General features: G+C 62.0%; 19 protein-coding genes. 12 read left to right on the forward strand and 7 right to left on the reverse strand.

What is annotated here, in order from left to right:
- Nucleotides 1-6: 6 nt before the first annotated feature.
- The 3 genes from PWG15_RS20730 to PWG15_RS20740 form a co-directional block, all read right to left on the reverse strand.
- Complete coding sequence (locus PWG15_RS20730; RefSeq protein WP_275027124.1) at nucleotides 7-837, reverse strand: carbohydrate ABC transporter permease; 831 nt, start codon at nucleotides 835-837, stop codon at nucleotides 7-9.
- Nucleotides 837-1,745, reverse strand: coding sequence for a carbohydrate ABC transporter permease (locus PWG15_RS20735; RefSeq protein ID WP_275025847.1), 909 nt, complete (start codon nucleotides 1,743-1,745; stop codon nucleotides 837-839). The genes PWG15_RS20730 and PWG15_RS20735 overlap by 1 nt, the downstream gene beginning before the upstream one ends.
- A gap of 93 nt (nucleotides 1,746-1,838) precedes the next feature.
- Nucleotides 1,839-3,200, reverse strand: coding sequence for an extracellular solute-binding protein (locus tag PWG15_RS20740; RefSeq protein WP_275025848.1), 1,362 nt, complete (start codon nucleotides 3,198-3,200; stop codon nucleotides 1,839-1,841).
- Nucleotides 3,201-3,433: 233 nt separating this feature from the next.
- On the opposite strand from PWG15_RS20740, the gene PWG15_RS20745 reads away from it, so the two are divergent.
- The 3 genes from PWG15_RS20745 to PWG15_RS20755 all read left to right on the forward strand — a co-directional run bounded on the left by PWG15_RS20745 (nucleotide 3,434) and on the right by PWG15_RS20755 (nucleotide 6,875).
- Nucleotides 3,434-4,474 (forward strand): LacI family DNA-binding transcriptional regulator, encoded by a 1,041-nt coding sequence (locus PWG15_RS20745; protein ID WP_275025849.1) that lies wholly within the window; start codon nucleotides 3,434-3,436, stop codon nucleotides 4,472-4,474.
- 11 nt (nucleotides 4,475-4,485) lie between these two features.
- A complete protein-coding gene (locus tag PWG15_RS20750; protein ID WP_275025850.1) occupies nucleotides 4,486-6,420 on the forward strand; it encodes a DUF5054 domain-containing protein in 1,935 nt (644 codons plus the stop codon).
- 92 nt (nucleotides 6,421-6,512) lie between these two features.
- On the forward strand, nucleotides 6,513-6,875 hold the full coding sequence (locus PWG15_RS20755) for a hypothetical protein (protein WP_275025851.1): 363 nt from the start codon (nucleotides 6,513-6,515) through the stop codon (nucleotides 6,873-6,875).
- Here the strand turns inward: PWG15_RS20755 and PWG15_RS20760 are convergent.
- The gene (locus PWG15_RS20760) at nucleotides 6,797-8,146 is read right to left on the reverse strand and encodes an adenylate/guanylate cyclase domain-containing protein (protein ID WP_275025852.1); all 1,350 of its coding nucleotides are present in this window, start codon (nucleotides 8,144-8,146) and stop codon (nucleotides 6,797-6,799) included. The two genes, PWG15_RS20755 and PWG15_RS20760, sit on opposite strands and share 79 nt — an antisense overlap.
- A gap of 346 nt (nucleotides 8,147-8,492) precedes the next feature.
- On the opposite strand from PWG15_RS20760, the gene urtA reads away from it, so the two are divergent.
- From urtA to PWG15_RS20790, 6 genes are all read left to right on the forward strand, one after another.
- Entirely contained in the window at nucleotides 8,493-9,785 is a 1,293-nt protein-coding gene (gene urtA / locus PWG15_RS20765) for an urea ABC transporter substrate-binding protein (RefSeq protein ID WP_275025853.1), read from the forward strand.
- Between the two features lie 178 nt (nucleotides 9,786-9,963).
- On the forward strand, nucleotides 9,964-11,580 hold the full coding sequence (gene urtB / locus PWG15_RS20770) for an urea ABC transporter permease subunit UrtB (RefSeq protein ID WP_275025854.1): 1,617 nt from the start codon (nucleotides 9,964-9,966) through the stop codon (nucleotides 11,578-11,580).
- Nucleotides 11,577-12,737, forward strand: coding sequence for an urea ABC transporter permease subunit UrtC (gene urtC / locus PWG15_RS20775; RefSeq protein WP_275025855.1), 1,161 nt, complete (start codon nucleotides 11,577-11,579; stop codon nucleotides 12,735-12,737). Before urtB ends, urtC begins: the two co-directional genes overlap by 4 nt.
- Nucleotides 12,738-12,742: 5 nt before the next feature.
- Entirely contained in the window at nucleotides 12,743-13,507 is a 765-nt protein-coding gene (gene urtD, locus PWG15_RS20780; protein ID WP_275025856.1) for an urea ABC transporter ATP-binding protein UrtD, read from the forward strand.
- 35 nt (nucleotides 13,508-13,542) lie between these two features.
- Nucleotides 13,543-14,238 (forward strand): urea ABC transporter ATP-binding subunit UrtE, encoded by a 696-nt coding sequence (gene urtE, locus PWG15_RS20785; protein WP_275025857.1) that lies wholly within the window; start codon nucleotides 13,543-13,545, stop codon nucleotides 14,236-14,238.
- A gap of 307 nt (nucleotides 14,239-14,545) precedes the next feature.
- A complete protein-coding gene (locus PWG15_RS20790; RefSeq protein ID WP_029742909.1) occupies nucleotides 14,546-15,004 on the forward strand; it encodes an RrF2 family transcriptional regulator in 459 nt (152 codons plus the stop codon).
- 27 nt (nucleotides 15,005-15,031) lie between these two features.
- Here the strand turns inward: PWG15_RS20790 and PWG15_RS20795 are convergent, their stop codons facing one another.
- Nucleotides 15,032-15,274, reverse strand: coding sequence for an SDR family oxidoreductase (locus PWG15_RS20795; RefSeq protein WP_275025861.1), 243 nt, complete (start codon nucleotides 15,272-15,274; stop codon nucleotides 15,032-15,034).
- Between the two features lie 353 nt (nucleotides 15,275-15,627).
- On the opposite strand from PWG15_RS20795, the gene PWG15_RS20800 reads away from it, so the two are divergent.
- Complete coding sequence (locus tag PWG15_RS20800; RefSeq protein WP_275025862.1) at nucleotides 15,628-16,860, forward strand: acyl-CoA dehydrogenase family protein; 1,233 nt, start codon at nucleotides 15,628-15,630, stop codon at nucleotides 16,858-16,860.
- An 88-nt stretch (nucleotides 16,861-16,948) separates the two neighbouring features.
- Here the strand turns inward: PWG15_RS20800 and PWG15_RS20805 are convergent, their stop codons facing one another.
- Both PWG15_RS20805 and PWG15_RS20810 read right to left on the reverse strand, forming a co-directional pair.
- Entirely contained in the window at nucleotides 16,949-18,346 is a 1,398-nt protein-coding gene (locus PWG15_RS20805) for an LLM class flavin-dependent oxidoreductase (protein ID WP_275025864.1), read from the reverse strand.
- A gap of 79 nt (nucleotides 18,347-18,425) precedes the next feature.
- On the reverse strand, nucleotides 18,426-19,643 hold the full coding sequence (locus tag PWG15_RS20810) for an SfnB family sulfur acquisition oxidoreductase (RefSeq protein WP_275025866.1): 1,218 nt from the start codon (nucleotides 19,641-19,643) through the stop codon (nucleotides 18,426-18,428).
- 395 nt (nucleotides 19,644-20,038) lie between these two features.
- Between PWG15_RS20810 and PWG15_RS20815 the strand changes: the two genes are divergently transcribed.
- Together PWG15_RS20815 and PWG15_RS20820 are read left to right on the forward strand one after the other, a co-directional pair.
- The gene (locus tag PWG15_RS20815; protein ID WP_275025867.1) at nucleotides 20,039-20,425 is read left to right on the forward strand and encodes a BRA0787 family protein; all 387 of its coding nucleotides are present in this window, start codon (nucleotides 20,039-20,041) and stop codon (nucleotides 20,423-20,425) included.
- A gap of 155 nt (nucleotides 20,426-20,580) precedes the next feature.
- Complete coding sequence (locus PWG15_RS20820; protein ID WP_275027125.1) at nucleotides 20,581-21,483, forward strand: LysR family transcriptional regulator; 903 nt, start codon at nucleotides 20,581-20,583, stop codon at nucleotides 21,481-21,483.
- Nucleotides 21,484-21,708: the final 225 nt, after the last annotated feature.

Here is a 21,708-nt window from a genome sequence, read left to right on the forward strand (position 1 = left end):
TTCCGATTACGACTTGATGCCACCGAAGAACCGGAAACCGAATTTCCAATTCACGAAGAGATAAAGGGCGATGACGGGCAGGGAGTAGATCAGCGAATAGGCGGCAAGCAGCGTGACGATCGGCGTGCCGGCTTCCGAATAGAAGGAGTAGATGGCGACGGAGGCGGGCATCAGCTTGTCGCTGCGCAGGAGAATGAAGGGGATGAGGAAGCTGCCCCAGATATTGACGAAGGCCCAGACGACGACAACGACGATGCCCGGCCGGATGACCGGCAGCGCGACATCGAAGAAGGCCTGGAGCGGCGAGGCGCCGGCGACCATGGCGCTTTCCTCGTAGGAACGCGGAATGGCGTCGATGAAGTCCCTGAGGATGAACATTGCCGTCGGCAGCAGCCCGCCGGCAAAGACGAGAATGACGGCGAGATGGGTGTCGATCAGGCCCGCGGCCGAGATGATCAGGAAGATCGGCACCATCGCCGCCGAGCCTGAGACCACCGAGGAGAAGAGCAGCAGGATATAGGTGACGGCGCCCTTGCCGGGGATCGGCGAGCGCGACAGTGCGTAGGCGGCAAGCGTGGCTGCTGCGCCAACCAGCACCACACCACCCGCTGCCTGGATGAGGCTGTTCAACAGTGCCTGCATCGCGAAGGTGTTCTGGAAGACGGTCGCAAAATTCGAGAGCGTGAAGGGCGAGGGGATAGCAAGCCCGAGTTCGGCGCGCGCGTTGAAGGGCGCGAAGACAAACCAGACGAGCGGCAGCGCGAAGACCGTGCCGAGGAAGGTGGCGGCAGCGGAAAAGATCGTGCGCCGCAGGAAAATATTGGGAGCTTTGCGCATCATTCCGCCTCCATCGGCTTCTTGTGGGCAAGGCGGAGATAGACGAGCGCGAATGCCAGGTTGATCAGCATGATGACGACGCCGACGGCAGCACCCTTGCCGAACTCGAAATCCTTGAAAGCGATCCGGTAGGTGTAGATCGAGAGAATCTCGGTGCGGTAGGACGGCCCGCCATGGGTCAGCAGGAACGGCGTGAAGACGTTGAAGGTCCACATGGTGATGAGGATGAGATCCGTTACGACATGGCCGCGGATCAGCGGGAGGGCAATGTCGCGCAGCTTCTGCCAGGAGGTGGCGCCGGCGACGTCGGCGGCTTGAAAGTAGCTCGGCGGGATCGACTGGAAGGCCGAGTTGAACAACATCATCGAGAAGGCGGCACCCCGCCAGGTGTTGAAGAACACGATCACCCAGAAGGGCTGTTGCAGCAACCAGTCGCCAGGCGGCAGGCCGAGGCCGCGCATGATCATGTTGAGCGTGCCGTTGTCATAGTCGAGAAAGGCGAACCAGGCGAAGCCGATCACCACTTCCGGCAGGATCCAGGCGGCGATAACAGCGGTTTGGAGGAAGGATTTGAGCGTCGGCGTCACGGACTGGCTGAGCCAGGCGAGCAGCAGGCCCAGAAGCGCCTGGCCGATGAGCGCCGAAAGCAGCACGAACTGGATCGTCAGGATCAGCGAGAAGCCGAACTGGCCGCGGGTGAAGAAGGTCGTGGGATTGAAGAGTGCGAAATAGTTCTGCAGGCCGACAAAGTCGGGGTCGACCGCTGTGCGCCCGAGCAGGGTGCGGTTGGTGAAGGAAACAAAGATCACCCAGAAGAAGGGGATGATGACGAAGACCCCGACGAGAGCCGTCGCGGGCGCAAGAAAGAGTGCGCCGGCGCGCGTCGAAAGCAGTGAGAATTTCTTCATGCCCTTTTCCCGGATCGGTCACCCGGCCGCGTGCGGGCGGCCGGGTGTTCTGTTCAGTGGATCAGAGCGGGATGCCGTTATCCCGCGCGCTTCTTAGAGCGTGCTGACGGTGTTTTCTTCGCCGACGATGGCAATGACGGCCGCCTTGTATTGGGCCATCGCATCCTCAGGTGAGAGTTCGCCGGAGACGACACTTTCGGTCATGCGCTGGATCTCGCTCGAGACCTTGTTGTAGTTCGCGTCGTTCGGGCGCGCTGTGGTGATCGGCAGCAGGGCCGCCGCAGTCTCTGTCAGGAACGGCGAATTGGGGATCGCCACGTCGTTGCGGATGCGGATCGAAGGCTGAATGTCCTGGAAGGCGGTCAACTGTTCCTTGCTGTTCATGAAGGAGAGCAGCGCCCAGGATTCGGCGGGAGCGTCGGTGTGCGGATTGATGACGAAACCGGTGCCGCCGGAAACCGTGACGAAATCCTGCCCGCGCAGGCCCTTGCCCGGGGCGGAGGCCGGCATCTTCTTCCAGGTCATCGTGTTGTCGCGATCGGCCACCGCAAATTCCGCGCCGGGCTTGGTCACCGAGCGATAGAACCAATCGCCTTCGACGAGCATTGCCGTCTTGCCGTCACGGAAGTTGGCGAAGGTGCGGTTGCGACCGTCTGCCAGCAGTTGCGCGCGCTGGTCACCGAGCTTTTCGTCGACATAGATGGTCTTGTAGAGCTTCAGGGTGTCGAGGATGCCCTGGCTTGAGACGATATATTTGCCGCTGTCGTCGGTGACCTGCTCGCCGGTGCCAAGCAGCGCCATCCAGTAGCCCTGCATCGTCGTCGCCTCGCCCATGGAGACGCCGGCGTTCAGCTGCAGCGGGAAGCTTTCGGGGGCTGCGGACTTGATCTTGCGGGCAGCTTCCAGCAGTTCCTCCCAGGATTTCGGCTGCCAGTTGTCGGCATCGAGCCCGGCCGATTTGAACAGATCCTTACGCACGAAGATCATGCGGGCGTCGGTGCCGAGCGCGATGCCGTAGGGCTTGCCCTGGTAGCTCATCAGCGCCTTCGTACCGTCCGAGATGTGCTGCCAGCCTTCCCATTTCGGCACGTCTGCGCCGGCGACTTCTTCGAGCGATTTCAAGAGATTGCCCTGGACGAAACTCGGGATCAGGAAGCCGTCGAAGCCGGAGACGTCAGGGCCGGCGCCGGTCGAGAAATCAAGGGCGAGCTGCTGCGTCAACTGCTCGTCTTCACCGCCGAACTGGGTGAGTTTGACGGTCACGTCCTTGCCTTCGGCCTTCATCTTCTCGGTAAACGCCGGGATGACCTTCTGCTCGATCCATTCGGCCATGCCGCTGTTGACGCCGCCGACGACGCAGCGGCAGGTGATGTTGAGTTCGGTGGCGCTCACCGGCGCGGCAAAGGCAACGGCCGCGGCTGCGCTGAGCAATAGGGAATGAAACCTGGTACGCATGTTTTCTCCTCCCGGGCGGTCTTCTCAAAGACCTATGTGTCTGGCTGCGACAGTCCGGCCCTCCTCCAGGGTCCGGTGTCCCGACGATGATCAAGAATGAACACGCTTTCATTTTTGTCAACATGGATCAGGTGTTCTTTCTACAATAATCGCTGGAATTCTTATTCCGCTTGACGAAATCGATGAGTTGATTTCTTTTGTTAGTGAACACGTTTTCATTTTGTGACGGATAAATGAACGATCGCGCCGACAAGAAGACTGCCCGAGCCACCGCAGACCAGGTGGCGCGCGAGGCCAATGTTTCCCGCGTGGCGGTGTCGCGGGCCTTCAACCCGAACGCCTCGCTGAAGCCGGAGAAGCGCGACCGCATTCTGCAGGTGGCGCGGGAGCTGAACTACACGCCCGACATGGCGGCCCGCTCGCTCGTCACCGGTCGCTCGCATCTCGTCGGCATGATCGTGCCCGACGTCTGCAGCCCCTGGGAGAGCCAGGAAATCGACGCACTGACCACAGCACTCCAGGCTGAGGGTTTTGCGACTTTGCTGTTCAAGGCGAAGGCCGATTTCAGCATGGATCCGCGCCTGCTCACCTATATGCGCGGCTTCAATCCGGATTCGGTGATCGCTTTTACCGAGAACATCCTGCCGGATGTGCTCTGCGGGTTCCTGGATCGCGCGGTGCCGATCTACGTCATTTATGACGCCGTCGAGCAGTTTGCAGGAGCGGCTTCCGGTACGCTCTATGACCGGCTGCTCGTCCGACAGAAAAACGGTATCGAGCAGGCGGTGGCGCTGCTTCAGGGGTATGGCGCCCGCCGCATCGCTTATCTCGGCGGCAAGGCGCAATCACTTGCCAACGCCGAGCGCGAGCGCACTCTCAAGGAGACGCTTGCCGAACGCGGCATGGATGCGCCGATCGCGCTTACGGGCGACTACACCTATGACACCGCCTATCAGGCGACGCTCGACCTGTTCCGGATCGGCGATGGAGCCGACGCGATCTTCGCCGCCAATGACGTCGGCGCCTTCGGAGCGATCGATGCGCTACGCCACGAGCTTGGCCTGTCGGTGCCCGAAGACGTCAAGGTCGTCGGCTTCGACGACATCCCGCAGGCGCACTGGAAAAGCTACAACCTCACCACCGTGCGCATCGACCTCGAGGAGCGCGTGCGCGCGCTCGTCCGCCTGATCCTTATGCGGCTTCGTGCACCTGATGCCGAGCCGCTCACCGAGACACTCAATACCCGCCTGATCGTGCGGGGCACCGTTGGCTGAAGGTAGCGAACATGACCGAAAAGCGCATTCACGTTGTCTTCAAGACGCACCTCGATATCGGCTTCACCGATCACGCCGAGAAGATCCGGCAGCAGTATCACGAGCGTTTTATTCCGCAGGCGATCGACACCGGCGCACACTTCTACACCGAGAACCCGAACGAACCGCTGTTCGTCTGGACGACTGGCGCCTGGCTGATCTGGGACCACCTGAATTCACGCTCGAAGGATGAGGTCGCGCGGCTGGAGCAGGCGATCGAGCGGGGCCTGATCCGCTGGCATGCGCTGCCGTTCACGACGCATACGGAACTGATGTCGCCCGACCTCTTCAAGGCGGGGCTGTCCTATGCGCAGGAACTCGATCGCCGTTTTGGCCTGAAGACGATTGCCGCCAAGATGACCGACGTGCCCGGTCACACGCTCGGCATGGTGCCGTTGCTTGCCGAAGCCGGCATTCGATTCCTGCACATCGGCGTCAACTCGGCCTCGCCGCCGCCGGAAATCCCAGACGTTTTCCGTTGGCGGGCACCTGGCGGCGAGGAAATCGTCGTCATGTACCAGCGTTCCTATGGCGAAACTTACTTTCCGGAAGGTCTTTCCGATGGCCTGAGCTTCGCTCATACGAGCGACAACATCGGCCCGCAGAGCGTCTCCCAGACCGCCGAGGCGTACCGCGAAATCCTGAAGCACGAGCCGGGCGCAAGCGTCCGCGCCGCGACGCTCGAGGATTACGGCGCGCTGATGTGGGAGGCGCGCGAGCGCTTCCCGGTCGTGGAAAAGGAACTCGGCGACAGCTGGATCCATGGCAGCGGCACCGATCCGGAGAAGATCGCCCGTTACCTCGCGCTCCAGCGGCTTTACGGCAGCTTTGCCGAAGGGCGGATGACCGCGAGCCGCCAAGCCTTCGGGCGCAAGCTGGCGCTGGTTGCCGAGCATACCTGCGGCGTCGACATCAAATCCTTCCTGCGGGACGAAAGAGCCTGGGCGCGGCCGTCCTTTGAGACGGCGCGAAAGACCGATCCGCGCTTCCAGTACACCGAGGCCTCGTGGGCCGAACAGCGCGCTTATTTGGATCAGGCGGTTGCCGAACTGGATGCGGACGACGCCGTCCGCGCCCAAGCGGCGCTCGCCGAACTGACCGTTCCGCCGCGACCTGAATCGGCCGAAGCTGCAACGAGGCTCGACGTTGGTGGCTGGGTCATCGATCTCGATCCGGCCAGCGGCGACGTGGCTGCATTGACCGCGCCCGATGGCCGGACGATCCGTGGCGCCAACGGCTCATTGATCGCGTATCGCTACGAAAGCTACGACGCCGGCGACGTGCGCCGCCACATGGATACCTACCTTACTCATTGGATGGACTGGGCCGTGCTCGACCACGACAAGCCGGGGCTGGCCCTGGTGACGGAGGCGCGCTCGCAATCCTATCGTCCTCGGCTTCTGGGGACGACGGCCACGTCGATCATCTCTGCCCTGCCCGGCGAGGCAGTCGAGCAGCTTGGTGCACCGGCCGAGATCGCACTTGAATTCTCCGCGGGAGCGAACGGACTGGATATCCGGCTGACGCTCTATGGCAAGAATGCCAACCGCATGCCGGAGGCGAGTTTCCTGTCGTTCACGCCGGAGGGGCACTCCGCGTGGAGCGTCCGCAAGATGGCTTTGTGGCACCGGACCGATAACTTCGCTCTGGGCGGAGGGGCCCAATTGCAGGCGGTCACGGGCGTGCGCGGGCGAACCGAAGCCGGAGCAGAGCTGATGGTCGAGAACCTCGACACGCCGCTGGTGGCGCCCCAGGCATGGCCGTTCATGGCCTTCTGCAAGGCTCTGCCCGATTACTCCGCCGGGGTTCGTTTCAACATCCACAACAACAAATGGGGCACCAACTTCCCCATGTGGTGGGGCGGCGATTTCACCACGCGCTTCAAGCTCAGTTTCACCGACAGGTAACGCACGCTGGGGCGGCGATTGCGCGCATTCCGAGTGCGGAGCCATGCCATCGATGATAGGATGGCCCGGCGGCCGAGCCATGGGAGGTGGGAATGCGTCGCCCTGTCATCGCCATCGTTGTCGGCGGGCTCTGCGTCACAAGCGCCGTCGCGGGAGAGCCGGCGGTCTTCCATGCGGAACATTTCAGTGACGACACCGTCGTCAGCCTGGCGCTCGCCGGTACCCGAGCGGCGCTGCTGCCCGGTTACGACTACGACGTACTGATCTCGATCTCGTCCCGACGGGATGCCGACGGGGGCGTGTACAATGACCCCGGAAAGCACCGTGCGCTGGTGAAGTGTAGCGATCCTGCGAAAGTCTCCGTCCGAGGCGTCGATTATCCGGTGGGAGCGTCCGCGTCCGTTGACTGGAGGGCCGATCTCTGGAGGGCGGTTTGTTTGATGCCGGTCTCGTAAGTCGACGTCACGGCGCCGGATATGTCGCCAGCGTGGCGGGGCAGATACCAGACATCGACAGGCAGCCTGCGTCCGGGAAGGGCCACGTCATTCTGCGCCATCCAATTGGCGGGCGGAACCGGAGTCCTGAGGCACCCCATTAGTGCGGCCGATACCACCAGCGGTGCACCAAGAGCTTTGGACAGGCTTTCCAGGCGCTGGGCGACATTGACCGCGTCGCCGATGACGGTGAATTCGCTGTGGCAACCGCTGTCCAGCACGCCGCCGACCACCTTGCCGTAATGCAGGCCGATGCCGGCATCGAGGGCAGGATGCCCGTTTAGCGCATTGTGGTTCTTCCAGTCGTTGAGCGCGTCGACGAGATCAAGCGCGCAGGCCATCGCTCGGTCTGCGTCGTCGTCCATGGGCCTCGGTTGGCCGAAGACGGCCATCACGCCGTCGCCGATGAACTTGTCGACCGTGCCGCCGTGCTCGAAGATCGTCTGCGAAACGAGTTGGCGATACTCGGCCAGAACGAAGGCGAGTTCCGGAGCCGGAGCTGTCTCGGAAAACAGGGTGAAATCGCGCAGGTCGACAAACATGATGGCCGCGTCTCGGCGCTCCAGGCCAAGGGCATCGCCCTTTTCCTGCAGCGCCGAGACCACCAGCGGCGAGAAGAACCGCGAGAGGTTCTGGCGTCGCTGGTCTGCTTTCAGCGCCTCCTTGCGGGTGCGGTCATGGTCGCGCGCGAGCAGGTAGATGGCAAAGGCGGTGAAGCCGAAGCTGACGGTCAGGCCGAGATCCTGGTTGAAGAACGATCCGAGCAGGGACAGCGTGCCGGCTGCCTGATGCCGGGCCGCGGTCGTCGCGAGCATCGCCACCCAGGCAACGAGCACGATGCTTGAAAAGATGAGAACGAGCCGCCGTTCAAGCTTCAAACCGACATGGACAAGCAGGATGAAGGCGACGACGAGGCTTGTGGTCGTCAGGTTGTGGTTTTCCGTCACCGGCCCGGCGAGGATGTGCGCCGAGAGCAGCAGTGCGACCAGCAGCGCGTCGAGAACGACGAAAAATGTCTTCAGCCACGAGCGGCCGGGCAGATAGCGGGCCATCGCTACGGAGGCGATGCTGATCGCGAGATAGCTGACGACAACGATCCAGTGCATATGCTCGGCGCCCTCGTTGGCGCCGAGCAGCAGGTTGGCGAGCAGGATTGCGAAGGCGACGAAACGAAGCAGGATCGACCGCATTTCGCGGGCGAAGTCCCAATGGGGATGCAATGAAGACGTCATGCCTGTCGGCCCCGAGATTTGAAACATCCTGCCCTGCGCGCGAACCATAACCGTCGTTCTTCGGCTTTGCTGACGGCCGATTCGCGTCGAATCTGTGGCGCGATCGTTTGGTCCGGTGCCTTTGGGTTGTATCGCTTCTAGGGCTTCCAACGATGGCAAGGTCAAGCGTGGGATGGGAAGAGGAGATTGTGCGTGCGGTATCCGGGACCCCAGCGCTTCCTCTTTGCCCCCGGCATCTACGTAGAATGACGTATGTGCAGTGCAGCGAGACTGCCCGATGATCCCTCAAGCAACGGCTAAAAAGCACGAAAGCCGCGCTGCTCCAGAACGAGAGGGGTTCAATCAGATGACTATCAGGGCAAGCGTCACCGGCGCATTCCTCGCAGCCGTCCTGTCGACGACGGCATTCAACGGCGCTTTTGCTGCCGATGACACGATCAAGGTCGGCATCCTGCATTCGCTCTCCGGCACCATGGCGATCTCCGAGACGACGCTCAAGGACGCCATGCTGATGCTGATCGACGAGCAGAACAAGAAAGGCGGCCTGCTCGGCAAGAAGCTCGAAGCCGTCGTCGTCGACCCGGCGTCCGACTGGCCGCTCTTTGCCGAGAAGGCACGCGAGCTGATCTCGGTCGACAAGGTTTCGGCCGTCTTCGGCTGCTGGACCTCGGTTTCGCGCAAGTCGGTGCTGCCGGTCTTCGAAGAGCTGAATTCGATCCTCTTCTATCCCGTCCAGTACGAAGGCGAAGAGAGCCAGCGCAACGTCTTTTACACCGGTGCCGCACCGAACCAGCAGGCAATTCCCGCCGTCGACTACCTGATGGAAAACGAAAGCGTCGAGCGCTGGGTGCTTGCCGGCACCGACTATGTCTATCCGCGCACGACCAACAAGATCCTCGAGGCCTATCTGATTTCCAAGGGCGTGAAGCCCGAGGACATCATGATCAACTACACGCCATTCGGTCACTCCGACTGGCAGACGATCGTCTCCGACATCAAGAAGTTCGGCTCGGCCGGCAAGAAGACCGCCGTCGTGTCGACCATCAACGGCGACGCCAACGTTCCCTTCTACAAGGAGTTGGCGAACCAGGGCGTCAAGGCCGAGGACATTCCGGTCGTCGCCTTCTCGGTTGGCGAAGAGGAACTCGCTGGCCTCGATACCACGCCGCTCGTCGGCCATCTCGCCGCCTGGAACTATTTCCAGTCTGTCGACACGCCGGCCAATGCCGAGTTCATCAAGACCTGGAAGGCCTATACCAAGAACGACAAGCGCGTGACCAACGACCCGATGGAGGCGCACTACATCGGCTTCAACATGTGGCTGAAGGCGGTTGAAAAGGCGGGCACGACCGATACGGATGCGGTTCTCGACGCGATGATCGGCGTTTCCGTGCCGAACCTTTCGGGCGGCTACTCGACGATGATGCCGAACCATCACATCACCAAGCCCGTACTGATCGGTGAGATCCAGGGCGATGGCCAGTTCGAGACTGTCTGGGAAACGCCCGGCCTCGTCGTCGGCGACGAATGGTCCGATTATCTGCCCGACTCCAAGGACCTGATTTCCGATTGGCGCGCGCCGATGTCCTGCGGCAATTTCAACGTCGCCACCGGCAAATGCGGCGGCAAAGGCTCCTGATTTCATCACCTAGTCATAGACCGGGCGGGGCGTCCGCCCGGCCAATCCTTGCATGACGAAATCCGGGGGCGAGCATCCCTCCGTCCGAAGATGCGGCCGGGCGGAGGGATCTCAACGTGAAACCTCGACCGAAGCGCCCGTCGCACACGCGGCATCGCAAGACCCGAGCGAGAGGGTAATGTTCCGAATTCTGCAGATCCTGTTTGTGGCGCTCTGCCTGCTGATTTCGACCCATGTGGTTGGCCTTCGTGCGGCGGATGATCTTGGTGCGCTGGTCGACCAGCTCGGCACCGCGAAACTTTCCGATATGGACGAGCAGATCTCGGTGCTCGCCAAGACCGGCGACGCCAAGATAATTCCCGTGCTGGAGGCCCTCAGTGAGGGCGAGCTCTACCAGCGCAAGTCCGACAGCAAGGTCTTCCTGGTCAAGACACAGGGCGCAAACCTTCTGCTCGTAGACCCGGTAACCGGGGCCGATGCCGGGCAGGCATCGAAGGCGGAGATGCAGAAGGTCAAGGTCAACAATGCGGTTCGCCGCGCGGTACGCAGTGCGCTTGGCGGGTTGACGCTGTTCAGCGATGACGCAGCCGCGCGGATGAAGGCAGCGCAATCCATGTTGCAGACGCCGAACGCGGATGCCCTGGGGGCCATCGAAACGGCGATCGCTGCCGAGAAGGACGGGGCCGTGCGTATGGTTCTCGACGAAGCGCGGGCGGTGACGCTACTCGTCTCGGATCGCGCCGATGATCAGAAGCGCCAGGCGATCGCGCTGCTTGCCGCAGGCAATGGACGCACTGGCCTTGCGGTGCTGACCTCCGCATTGGCCACCGCCGATGCTTCCCTCAAACCCGACATCGAAGCGGCGATCGCCCGTATCGAACAGACCCAGGCGTTCTGGAACGCCGGCCAGAACGTCTGGTACGGTCTTTCGCTCGGCTCCGTCCTGCTGCTGGCGGCGATTGGGCTTGCCATCACCTTCGGCGTCATGGGCATCATCAACATGGCCCATGGCGAGATGGTCATGCTCGGCGCCTATACGACCTTCATGGTGCAGGAGGTCGTGCGCAATTCCTACCCTGAGCTTTTCGACTGGTCGCTGGCGATCGCCTTGCCGCTTGCCTTTCTCGTCACCGGGGCCGTCGGGCTTGCAATCGAACGCGGCGTCATTCGCTTTCTCTATGGCCGCCCGCTGGAAACCTTGCTTGCCACCTGGGGCATTTCGCTGATCCTGCAACAGGCGGTGCGCTCGATCTTCGGGCCGACCAACCGCGAGGTCGGCAACCCGTCCTGGATGGCCGGTGCCTTCGATCTCGGCGGGCTGACGATCACCTGGAACCGCCTTTGGATCATCGTCTTCGCGCTGACAGTGTTTGCGGGGCTCCTGTTTCTGCTCAAGAAAACGCCGATGGGGCTTCGTATGCGGGCCGTCACGCAGAATCGGCGCATGGCCTCCTCCATGGGCATCCGCACGCCCTGGGTCGATGCGCTCACCTTCGCGCTCGGGTCCGGCATCGCCGGCATGGCCGGCGTCGCGCTCTCGCAGATCGACAACGTCTCGCCGAACCTCGGTCAGGGCTACATCATCGACAGCTTCATGGTCGTCGTCTTCGGTGGGGTCGGCAATCTCTGGGGCACGCTCGTCGGCGCCTTCTCGCTCGGCATCCTGAACAAGTTTCTCGAGCCCTATGCCGGCGCCGTGCTCGGCAAGATCCTCGTGCTGGTGCTGATCATCCTCTTTATCCAGAAGAAACCGCGTGGGCTCTTCGCGCTCAAGGGAAGGGCAGTCGAAGCATGATCACCTCGTTTCTGATGAAATCGCTGGATCGCAGCATCATCGCCGTCGTGGCGATCCTCTTCGGCCTCGCCATCTTCGTCCCGGCGCTCAACCTTTTGACTGCGCCCGATCACCCGCTGCATGTGCCGACCTACCTGGTCTCGCTGTTCGGCAAGTATCTCACCTATGCGCTGCTGGCGCTGGCGCTCGATCTCGTCTGGGGCTTCTGCGGCATCCTTTCGCTTGGGCATGCCGCCTTCTTCGCACTCGGCGGTTATGCCATGGGCATGTATCTCATGCGCCAGATCGGCGCGCGCGGTTCCTACGGCAATCCGCTGCTGCCGGATTTCATGGTGTTCCTAAACTGGAAGGAACTGCCTTGGTTCTGGCACGGCTTCGACATGTTCTGGTTTGCGGCACTCATGGTGGTGCTGGTTCCGGGCTTGCTTGCCTTCGTCTTCGGCTGGTTCGCCTTCCGCTCGCGCGTCAACGGCGTCTATCTCTCGATCATCACCCAGGCGATGACATATGCGCTGCTGCTTGCCTTCTTCCGCAACGACATGGGTTTTGGCGGCAACAACGGGCTGACTGATTTCAAGGACATCCTCGGCTTCAACATCCAGGCGGATGGCACGCGCGCGGCACTCTTTGCCACATCTGCACTCGTGCTGGCGCTTTGCCTGATCCTCACTTCAGCAATCGTGCGTTCCAAGTACGGCAAGGTGCTTGTGGCGGTGCGCGACGCCGAAAGCAGGACCCGCTTCCTCGGCTATCGGGTGGAACACATCAAGCTCTTCGCCTTCACCGTCTCGGCGATGATGGCGGGCATCGCTGGCGCGCTCTATGTGCCGCAAGTCGGCATCATCAATCCCGGCGAATTCGAACCCGGCAATTCGATCGAAGTGGTGATCTGGACGGCGGTTGGCGGGCGCGGCACGCTGATCGGCCCGATCGTCGGCGCCATCCTCGTCAATGGGGGAAAGAGCATTTTCACGGCAGCCTTCCCGGAATTCTGGCTGTTCGCGCTTGGCGGTCTGTTCGTGCTCGTCACCCTGTTCCTGCCGAAGGGCGTCGTCGGAACGGTCGGCGCTTATTTTGCCCGCCGGCGGGCCGAGCGTAGGGTGCGGGCGGACGAAGCGGCGGACAATCTGGCTGTTGAACCCATGGCGGCGGAGTAGGCGACATGAACCAGACGATCGGTCAAACCAAACCGACCAGCCTTCTTTACCTTGATGGCGTCTCCGTCTCCTTCGACGGTTTCAAGGCGCTGAACGCGCTCTCCTTCGTCATCGAACCCGGGGAACTCAGAGCAATCATCGGCCCGAACGGCGCCGGCAAGACGACGATGATGGACATCATTACCGGCAAGACCCGGCCCGACGAAGGGCAGGTGTTCCTCAAGGGCGAGATCGATCTGACCAAGAAGGACGAGGCCGAGATCGCCTCGCTCGGCATCGGCCGCAAGTTCCAGAAGCCGACGGTCTTCGAAAGCCACACGGTGTGGGACAATCTCGAGCTCGCCTTGAACCGCAAGCGCGGCGTGTTCCCGACACTGTTCTATCGGCTGGCGGCCGAGGACAAGGCTCGGATCGAGGAGATCCTTTCGACCGTCCGGCTTTCGGCGCGTCGCGACGATCTCGCTGCCAGCCTCTCGCACGGCCAGAAGCAATGGCTGGAGATCGGCATGCTCCTGGCCCAGGAGCCGGAATTGCTGCTCGTCGACGAGCCGGTCGCCGGCATGACGGATGCGGAGACGGCCGAGACCGCCATCCTGCTCAAGGAGATCGCAAAGACCCGTTCGGTCGTTGTCGTCGAGCACGACATGGGCTTCATCCGCGAATTGGGGGTCAAGGTCACCTGCCTTGCCGAAGGTGCTGTGCTGGCAGAAGGCTCGATCGACTTCGTCAGCAGCGACCCGAAGGTCATCGAGAACTATCTCGGCCGGTAATGCCCCATCCAGCAACCGTCACAGGAGGGCGCGCCATGCTGAGCGTCGAAAACGTCAATCTTCACTACGGTGCCGCGCAGGCGCTGCGAAACGTGTCGATCACCGCCGAGATGGGCAGGATCACATGCGTGCTTGGGCGCAACGGTGTCGGCAAGTCGAGCCTGCTTCGCGCCGTTACCGGCCAGCATCCGGTCAGCGCCGGCGCGATCGGCTTCAACGGCGTAGCGCTCGCGGGCATGGCGCCCTACCGCCGTGCCAAGGAAGGCATCGGCTACGTGCCGCAGGGCCGTGAAATCTTTCCGTTGCTGACGGTGAGGGAAAACCTTGAGACAGGCTATGCGCCGTTGAAGCGGGGCGATCGCTCCATACCGGAGGATGTCTTCAATCTCTTTCCCGTTCTTCGCTCGATGCTCGGGCGCCGTGGGGGCGACCTCTCCGGCGGCCAGCAGCAGCAACTGGCGATCGGCCGGGCGCTGGTGACACGGCCCAAAATCCTGGTGCTCGACGAGCCGACCGAAGGCATCCAGCCTTCGATCATCAAGGATATCGGACGGGCGATCCGCTATCTCAGGGACTCGACGGGCATGGCGATCCTGCTCGTCGAGCAATATCTGGATTTCTGCCGGGAACTCGCCGATCACGTCTACATCCTGGACCGCGGTGCCGTGGTGCACGAGGGGCCGCCGGAGACGTTGGATACGGCCGAGGCTCGGCGGCATCTCACGGTTTGATCGCCCGCTAGCGCATATCCGCTGTCAGGTGCTCTGCGGGGGCGCCGTCCGCGTGCGCAGGTGCTGGCACCGCGCACTGAGCCTCATCCGCCGACCGCCTATTTCTGAGAAATCATCGTCTCTGCCATGAAAGCGCCAAGAAAACGCACTAAATCTATGCAGTAACTTGCGTAATTTCTTGAGAATGGTGCGGTTTGGGTGTAGGACATCCTAAGCGAAAGAGTGCGGCCGTCACAACCCGTTGCCTCCGGCAAATGCCTGAGGAGCGGCCTTGTGGCGGCTTTCTTGTTCACGAAAGCGAAGTGACATGTTGACCAAAAAAGGAAAATACGGGCTCAAGGCCCTTGTCGACCTGGCTCAACTTGAGCCCGGAGAGACCGCCTTCATCACCGAGATCGCCACGCGAAACAATATTCCGAAGAAGTTCCTGGACGCGATCCTTCTCGAATTGCGCAATGCCGGCATCCTTCGCTCGAAGAAGGGCCCGGGCGGCGGCTATTCTCTGTCTCGTCCCGCCTCCGACATCCGCATCGGCCAGGTCATCCGCACGTTGGATGGGCCGCTGGCGCCGATCCGCTGCGCCAGCCGCACCGCGTTTGAGGCCTGCGATGATTGCGCCGACCCGGTCAACTGTCATGTGCGCAAGTCGATGAGCAATGTCCGCGACGCGATCGCCTCCATCCTCGACAACATGACGCTGGAGCAGTTTGCAGCCAACGACAATGCATCCGAGATCGTCGCTTTGAGGGACGCCGAGGCCGGTTGACCGATTGGCCGTCGGAGGCAATGGCCTTCACAGCCTCCTGACGATCGCGGCGGCGACGGGTGGTGCTACGATCTCGAGCAGGCGCAGCAATCGCGCCTTGCCGACATGTATGCGGCTTGGACCCTGTTCGAGCGCGTCAAGGATTGCCTTTACCGCATCGGTGGCGCTGATCTTGCCGCGTCCCCGTCCAGCCGTCATCGAGGTGTCGACAACCGGCAGCACGGCGGACAAGGCGCGGCGATTTTTGCTGTTCGAAAGCACCGATGCCAACGCAATCCGTTCGAGCCATCTTTTCGGCTGTCTTTCATCACCTCGAAGAGGATGCGAGCCTGTTCCAGTTTACCTACGGACCGCGGTGCCCGATTTCGCCCCAGGTGCTTGCTGACCTTGGCCTCAAGGCGTCCTTTCGGCGCTGGGTTCCGTTCAACCTGCCACCTGCCAGCGTCTATCGCATCGGGCGGAGGCAGGTATGACGCCGACTGCGCCGGGAACGACGTGCGAACAGCATGGGCGAGGGCGCGGTAGTAGGACTTTCCCTGCAGCCGAACCGAGTCGAAAATCATTTGCTGTTATTATCGATAGAATAAATGCACTATTTCGCCTCCACCAATGGAGAGAGGCGGATGAGCAACGTACATTTCCTCAGGGAACAGACACCGGCCGGCACCAGCGCCGAACAGGATGAAAAGCGGCGGGAGCTGTTTGCCCGCGCGGAGGCGCTGTCCCAGGACCTCGCCCGCCGCGGCGCCGAGCTCGACCGTGCCGGCGCGCCGCCGCGGGAAGAGATCGAGGCTCTCCGCCAGGCCGGCCTGCTGACGGCGCTGCATTCACCCGAGGTTGGCGGTGCGGGCCTGAGCTGGGTCGACGGGCTGCGGCTGGTGCGTATCATTGCGCGCGGCGAGAGCTCGATTGGCCAATTGCTTGGCTACCACTACGTCAACAGCCAGTATGTTTACTGGGCCGCTGCCGATCCCAAACAGGCCTGGGTGCTCGGGGCGGAGACCGTCGAGCGTCAGCTTTATTGGGGTGCTGCGGTCAACCCGCGCGATCCCGGCCTCACATTGGAGCGGCGTGGCGGTCACTATGTGCTGAACGGCCGCAAGACGTTTTCGACCGGCGCCCATGTCTCTGACCGCATCAACGTCAACGCTGCGCTCGAGGGCAAGATCGCCAACTTCGTCGTGCCCACCGATCGGCCGGGTTACATCACCAACGACGACTGGGACAATATCGGCCAGCGCCTGTCCGACAGCGGCAGCGTCGAATTCCGCGATTTCCCGGTCTACGAGCGTGATTTCATTCTGCCACTTGCCGACCCCGCCGATCCGCCTTCGGTGCAGGCGACGTTCAACACGCCACTGATCCAGCTCGTCTTCGTCAACTTCTACCTCGGCACGGCCGAAGGTGCACTTGCATCGGCTCTCGACTACGTGCGCACGACGACACGTCCCTGGGTCACTTCAGGCGTCGCGAGCGCCAATGAGGACCCCCACATTCTCGAACGCATCGGAGACCTTCAGGCTGCGTTGAAGGCGTCGGTGGCACTCGCCGATGTGGCGGCGGCATCCGTGGAAGCAGCTTTGACGCGGGGCCGATCAGTGACGCCGGAGGCGCGTGGCGCAGCCGCGATCGAGGCCTATGCCGCCAAGGTTCATTCGACCCATGTCTCGCTAGACGTGACGGCGAAGGTCTTCGAACTGATGGGCGCACGCGCCACGGCGGGGCACTATCGCTTCGACCGCTACTGGCGCAATGTCCGTACCCACACGCTGCACGATCCCGTCGCTTACAAGGCGCGCGAGGTCGGCGACTTCGTGCTGAACGGGCGGATACCGCCAGTAAGCCTTTATAGCTGAACCCAATCCCGGAGCCGCGATCGCCTTTGCCTGAAAGATAAATGCCGCCTGGACCAGGTCCCGGCGGCATTTCTTGGATGCTTAAGCCTTAGGCGGAAGCTGCGATCGCTTGCCGTTGTCCCAAGAGGTCGCGATAGCCAGCCCCCGGATGCGGCGCCGCAAGCCTCGGCCCGGCGGCAAACAGCTTTTCCCTAAGCGTGCCCTGGCGATAATCGGTCTTGTAGACGCCGCGCTTCTGCAGTTCCGGTATCAGCAGGTCGACGGCATCCTCGAAGGTCTCGGGCGTCACCGCATAGGCGAGGTTGAAGCCGTCGACATCCGTATCCTCGACCCACTCCTGCATCAGGTCGGCAACCGTCGATGGCGAGCCGACGAAGACCGGCCCGAAACCCCCGATGCCCACCCAGTCGGCCATCTCGCGTACAGTCCACACACGATCCTGATCGATTGTCGTGAAGGTTTCGACGGCGGATTGTACCGCATTGGTGTGGCGGTGGCGCAGCGGTTCGTCCGGTGCGAACTGGCCAAAGTCGATGCCAGTCCAGCCGGAGATCAGCGCCAGAGCGCCTTCGTAGGAGACGTGCTTGCGGTACTCGTCGAACTTCCTTTTCGCCTCGGCATCGGTTTCGCCGAGGATCACCGTCTGCAGATTGAAGGCGAGGATTTCGCGCGGGTTGCGGCCGGCGCGCTCTGCCGCCTCCCGGACGTTGGCGACATAGCGTTTCAATACGGTCTTGGACGGCGCGGCGACGAAGATGCATTCGGCGTGCTGGCCGGCAAAGTCCTTGCCTCTGCTCGAAGAGCCCGCCTGGTAGAGCACAGGCGTGCGCTGCGCCGAAGGCTCGCTCAGATGGATGCCCGGGACCGTGAAATGATGGCCGCGATGGTTGATCGGGTGCACCTTGTCGGGATGGGTGAAGATGCCGGTTGCCCGGTCACGGACGACCGCGCCGTCTTCCCAGCTGCCTTCCCACAGCTTGTAGCAGACCTCGAGATACTCCTCTGCGAGATCATACCGGTCGTCGTGACGCGCCTGCTGCGCCTGGCCAACATTAAGCGCGCCGCTGTTGAGGTAGGAGGTGACGATGTTCCAGCCGATGCGCCCCTTGGTCAGATGATCGAGTGTCGAGATGCGTCGCGCGAAGGTATAGGGATGCTCGAAGGAAAGCGAGGCGGTCAGGCCGAAACCCAGGTGCTCGGTTTCGTAGGCCATCGTCGGCACCAGTTGTAGGGGGTCGTTGACCGGAACCTGGGCCGAATGGCGAAGGGCCGCGTCTGCGTTGCCGTTCAGCACGTCGTAGACGCCGAGCACATCGGCGATGAACAGGCCGTCGAACTTGCCGCGCTCGAGCGTTTTTGCCAGATGTACCCAGTAGTCGAGCTCCTTGTAGCGCCAGGACTGGTCTCGCGGATGGGTCCAGAGGCCCGGCGACTGATGGCCGACGCAGTTCATGTCAAAGGCATTCAGCCGGATTTCGCGGCTCATGGGCTTCTCCTTCGGGCAAGGTTGGGGAATGCCCGAAGCTGCGGTTACGCTCCGGGGCGTTCGTGCGCGGTCGGTGGGATCAAAGCGCGCCGTTCTTCGGCGGCTTGACGCCGTTCAGGTGATAGTTGCCGACGACGTGATGCTTCCATCGCACCGGGTCGTGCAGGGTGTGAGTGCGGGCGTTGCGCCAGTGCCGGTCGAGGTTGAGTCCAATCTTCGTCGAAGCGGTTCCGGCGAGCTCGAAGAGCGTGTTGCTGGCTTCCAAGGCGATCTCGGTTGTCAGAGCCTTCGCTGCGGCAACGGCAAGCGTTGCCTCGACGACGCTTTCCTCGGTGCCGTTGATCTGGGCGACATCGACCTTCTTGCCCGCCCGTTCGACGGTTGCGGTCGCCGCCTCCAGGCGGATGGCGAGTTGACCGATGCGGGCGATGGTCAGCGGATCATCGGCAGCGCGCTCGACGCCGCTGTCCATCCACGGCCGCGCATGATCGCGTACGAAATTGAGGGTTTCGGCAAAGGCAGCGCGGGCAATGCCGAGATCGATGCCGGCATGGATGATCTGGCCGACGGAGCCGATCGTCGTCGGGCGCTCGAAGCCGCGATGATGGCGTACCACCGCATCGGCCGTGACATAGACATTCTGCAGCACGGTCGTACCGCTGCCGGTCGTGCGCTGGCCGAAGCCGTCCCAGTCGTCGATGATCTGCAAGCCTTCGGCGCCACGCGGCAAGAACGACATGGTCAGCTTGTCGTTCGGATCAAGCGCGAAGACTACGATCCATTCTGCAAACAGCACGCCGGTCGAATAATACTTGCGCCCGTTCAGCCGGAAACCGGGTCCATCGGGCGTCAACCGCGTCGCATAATCGCCGACGGTCTTCGTGCCGCGTTCGGAAAGCGCGTTGCCGAAACGGTCGCCGGCAAGCGCACGGCCGAAGAAGAAGGCCTTCTGCTCTTCGGTGCCGTCGGTGCGCAGCGCTTCCAGAATGTAGAAGTGGTTTTGCGGGATCTGGCCGATCGAGGAGTCCGCTTCCGAGAGGATGGCTGTGATCTCGGCGAGGACCGCATTGGAGACGTCGATGCCGTCATATTCCGGCGGCACGGTGATCGCGAGCAGGCCGGACTGAGCCAGCGCATCGAGTTCGTCGAAGGGCAGGATGCGATCCGTATCCCGCTCATTGGCACTCCTCGCGAATTCCGCGGCCAGTTCGCGGGCGATCGACAGCGCTTCCTCCTCGCTCTCGATCCGGTGCGCCGGGGCTCGTGTTTTCTCGGAAAGCCGCGAGATCGTTCCCATGTGACTGCTCCCTGTCGATTGAGGTGCATATCAGTGAATTATCTGGCAGAGCCGGGTAAGATAGTATATTCTATAGAAATTATCGATTTGAGATTTTCGTTTCTACCGCGATGGCGGCCCGGTGTTTACCTTCGGGGCTGGATCGTTAATATCGAGTCGGGGGGAGACCGTGGAACAACACCTTGGTCGAGGCACGCGACGCGTATGCGTGCCGATTTCCCGCCAAAATTGACTGCGGCTCAGGGAACTATCACCCGATTTGCGCATTGCGTCATCGCCTGCAGTTTAACCAGTCGCGTGGCCACAGAGTATCGGCCACCCGGCACGAACACAAATACATGCTGACAGAATTGGCCATTCGCGTTTCCCGGCCTTGAACACTGAAGGAGACACAAATGACGAATTTCCTGCCTGCTCTACATGAAGGGCACGCCTCCATCACGCTGCAGAACCTGTTTCGCGATGCTCTGGAAGCCTATGACGACTGGGGCGCAAATTTGCCCGAGCCGCTCGTTGCGTTCGAAGGCAAGCTGATTGCAATCAGCGATGTTTTCGAATGGATGAAACCTTGTACCGACATCATGCCGACGAACCTTATCGGCATCGTCACGGACCGGCTGAACAAGCCTTGGAAGGGTGAAGGTCCACTCGATGCGATGACCGTCTCCACCGCGGCACGCGTGATGGCCGTTCTGACGCGGCGACAGCTGCGCAGCTTCGGTCGTGGCTCGATCGAGGTCTTTGCCGAGCGCTTCAACCATCCGGTACGCGCCAACGCCTGATCGGTGATCCCTGAGGGGCGCGTTCGCGCGCTCCTCGACAATGAAGACTCGCTCGGCGATCGATTTTGCCACGCGCCGTGTCGCACCCCTTTCTTGCCGCATCGCCTTCCCGTAAACACGGGAGCTAGCGGATGTTCGAACGGACCGGGGGCAGCGTGAATTTTCGACAATTGGAAGTGCTGCGCACGCTTCTTGCGACCGGATCGACAATCGCTGCCGCCAAGACCATGGGCCTCAGCCAGTCCGGCGTCAGCCGGTTGTTGCAGCAGCTCGAGGAAGACCTGTCGCTGACGCTCTTTGCGCGCGACAAGGGCCGGTTGATACCGACGCCTGAGGCGATGAAGCTTGCCGAGGATGCGGAGCATATCTTGCTTGGCATCGACCGTTTCACCAATCTGGCGCAGGACCTGCGCAGCGGCGCCGTCGGCCCTGAGGTCGTGCGCATCGGTCTACCGAACAGCATGTCCGAAACCTTCGCGCCGGCGATGCTTGCCGACTATGCCAAGGATTTTCCGGGTGTGCGGATCGAGACCTTCTTCGATACGACCGTGGCGATCGCCCGCCTGGTCGAACAGCGCATCATCGACTTCGGCTTCTTGCGGTACGAGGGGCAGCTCAGCGCCAGCATCGAAATGCAGCCGGTCGCGACTGGCGTCAGCGTCTGTGTGATGGAAAAGGGACATGCCCTCTCAAGCCTCGAAACTGTCACGCCCAAGGAATTGCGCGGCGTCCCGCTGATCCTGATCGGCCGCCGCCGGCCGACGCGGGTCATGCTCGACGAGATCTTCCGCAAGGCCGGCGTGCCGCAAAAGGTCAAGATCGAGACCCACAGCAACAGTTCGGCCTGTGCCTATGCGGCCTATGGCCTCGGCGTTGCCGTCATCAGCAGTTTCTTCGCCAACCTGCATCGCCATCTGCCGATCGAGATCCGGCCATTTTCTCCGCACCTGACCCAGGATTTCGGCGTTGCAACTGCGTCCGGTGTTCCCTTGTCGCTTGCGGCCCAGGCGATGATCGATTGCCTGAAGCGTCAGGTCGCCGCCGTCCATGACCTCTAGAAATTCGGTCATCTCGGCTTGCGGCAAGTGCTAATGCCTTGTTTTATATTCGTATTATTCTCTGGGAGCGATCGAGCGATGCCCGTCTGGCGTGTCATCCCATTGTCATAGACGTATGACGTTTACTCATAATATTGCGCGATTTTTTTCATTCGATCATAGTTCCCCCAACAAGAGCCGACAGGCAGGAGAATCGCGGTAACGCGTGCGGCCAGCCTCAGTACG

It is taken from the genome of Ensifer adhaerens, from assembly GCF_028993555.1.
Classification (GTDB): domain Bacteria; phylum Pseudomonadota; class Alphaproteobacteria; order Rhizobiales; family Rhizobiaceae; genus Ensifer; species Ensifer adhaerens_I.

Excerpts from the sequence above, each read along its gene's own strand:
- urtD (WP_275025856.1), top strand. The coding sequence starts at position 12,743 with ATGAACCAGACGATCGGTCAAACCAAACCGACCAGCCTTCTTTACCTT.
- PWG15_RS20750 (WP_275025850.1), top strand. The coding sequence starts at position 4,486 with ATGACCGAAAAGCGCATTCACGTTGTCTTCAAGACGCACCTCGATATC.
- PWG15_RS20800 (WP_275025862.1), top strand. The coding sequence starts at position 15,628 with ATGAGCAACGTACATTTCCTCAGGGAACAGACACCGGCCGGCACCAGC.
- PWG15_RS20810 (WP_275025866.1), bottom strand. The coding sequence starts at position 19,643 with ATGGGAACGATCTCGCGGCTTTCCGAGAAAACACGAGCCCCGGCGCAC.
- PWG15_RS20745 (WP_275025849.1), top strand. The coding sequence starts at position 3,434 with ATGAACGATCGCGCCGACAAGAAGACTGCCCGAGCCACCGCAGACCAG.
- PWG15_RS20815 (WP_275025867.1), top strand. The coding sequence starts at position 20,039 with ATGACGAATTTCCTGCCTGCTCTACATGAAGGGCACGCCTCCATCACG.
- PWG15_RS20760 (WP_275025852.1), bottom strand. The coding sequence starts at position 8,146 with ATGACGTCTTCATTGCATCCCCATTGGGACTTCGCCCGCGAAATGCGG.
- PWG15_RS20790 (WP_029742909.1), top strand. The coding sequence starts at position 14,546 with ATGTTGACCAAAAAAGGAAAATACGGGCTCAAGGCCCTTGTCGACCTG.
- PWG15_RS20735 (WP_275025847.1), bottom strand. The coding sequence starts at position 1,745 with ATGAAGAAATTCTCACTGCTTTCGACGCGCGCCGGCGCACTCTTTCTT.
- urtE (WP_275025857.1), top strand. The coding sequence starts at position 13,543 with ATGCTGAGCGTCGAAAACGTCAATCTTCACTACGGTGCCGCGCAGGCG.
- urtB (WP_275025854.1), top strand. The coding sequence starts at position 9,964 with ATGTTCCGAATTCTGCAGATCCTGTTTGTGGCGCTCTGCCTGCTGATT.
- PWG15_RS20730 (WP_275027124.1), bottom strand. The coding sequence starts at position 837 with ATGCGCAAAGCTCCCAATATTTTCCTGCGGCGCACGATCTTTTCCGCT.
- PWG15_RS20805 (WP_275025864.1), bottom strand. The coding sequence starts at position 18,346 with ATGAGCCGCGAAATCCGGCTGAATGCCTTTGACATGAACTGCGTCGGC.
- urtC (WP_275025855.1), top strand. The coding sequence starts at position 11,577 with ATGATCACCTCGTTTCTGATGAAATCGCTGGATCGCAGCATCATCGCC.
- PWG15_RS20755 (WP_275025851.1), top strand. The coding sequence starts at position 6,513 with ATGCGTCGCCCTGTCATCGCCATCGTTGTCGGCGGGCTCTGCGTCACA.
- urtA (WP_275025853.1), top strand. The coding sequence starts at position 8,493 with ATGACTATCAGGGCAAGCGTCACCGGCGCATTCCTCGCAGCCGTCCTG.
- PWG15_RS20740 (WP_275025848.1), bottom strand. The coding sequence starts at position 3,200 with ATGCGTACCAGGTTTCATTCCCTATTGCTCAGCGCAGCCGCGGCCGTT.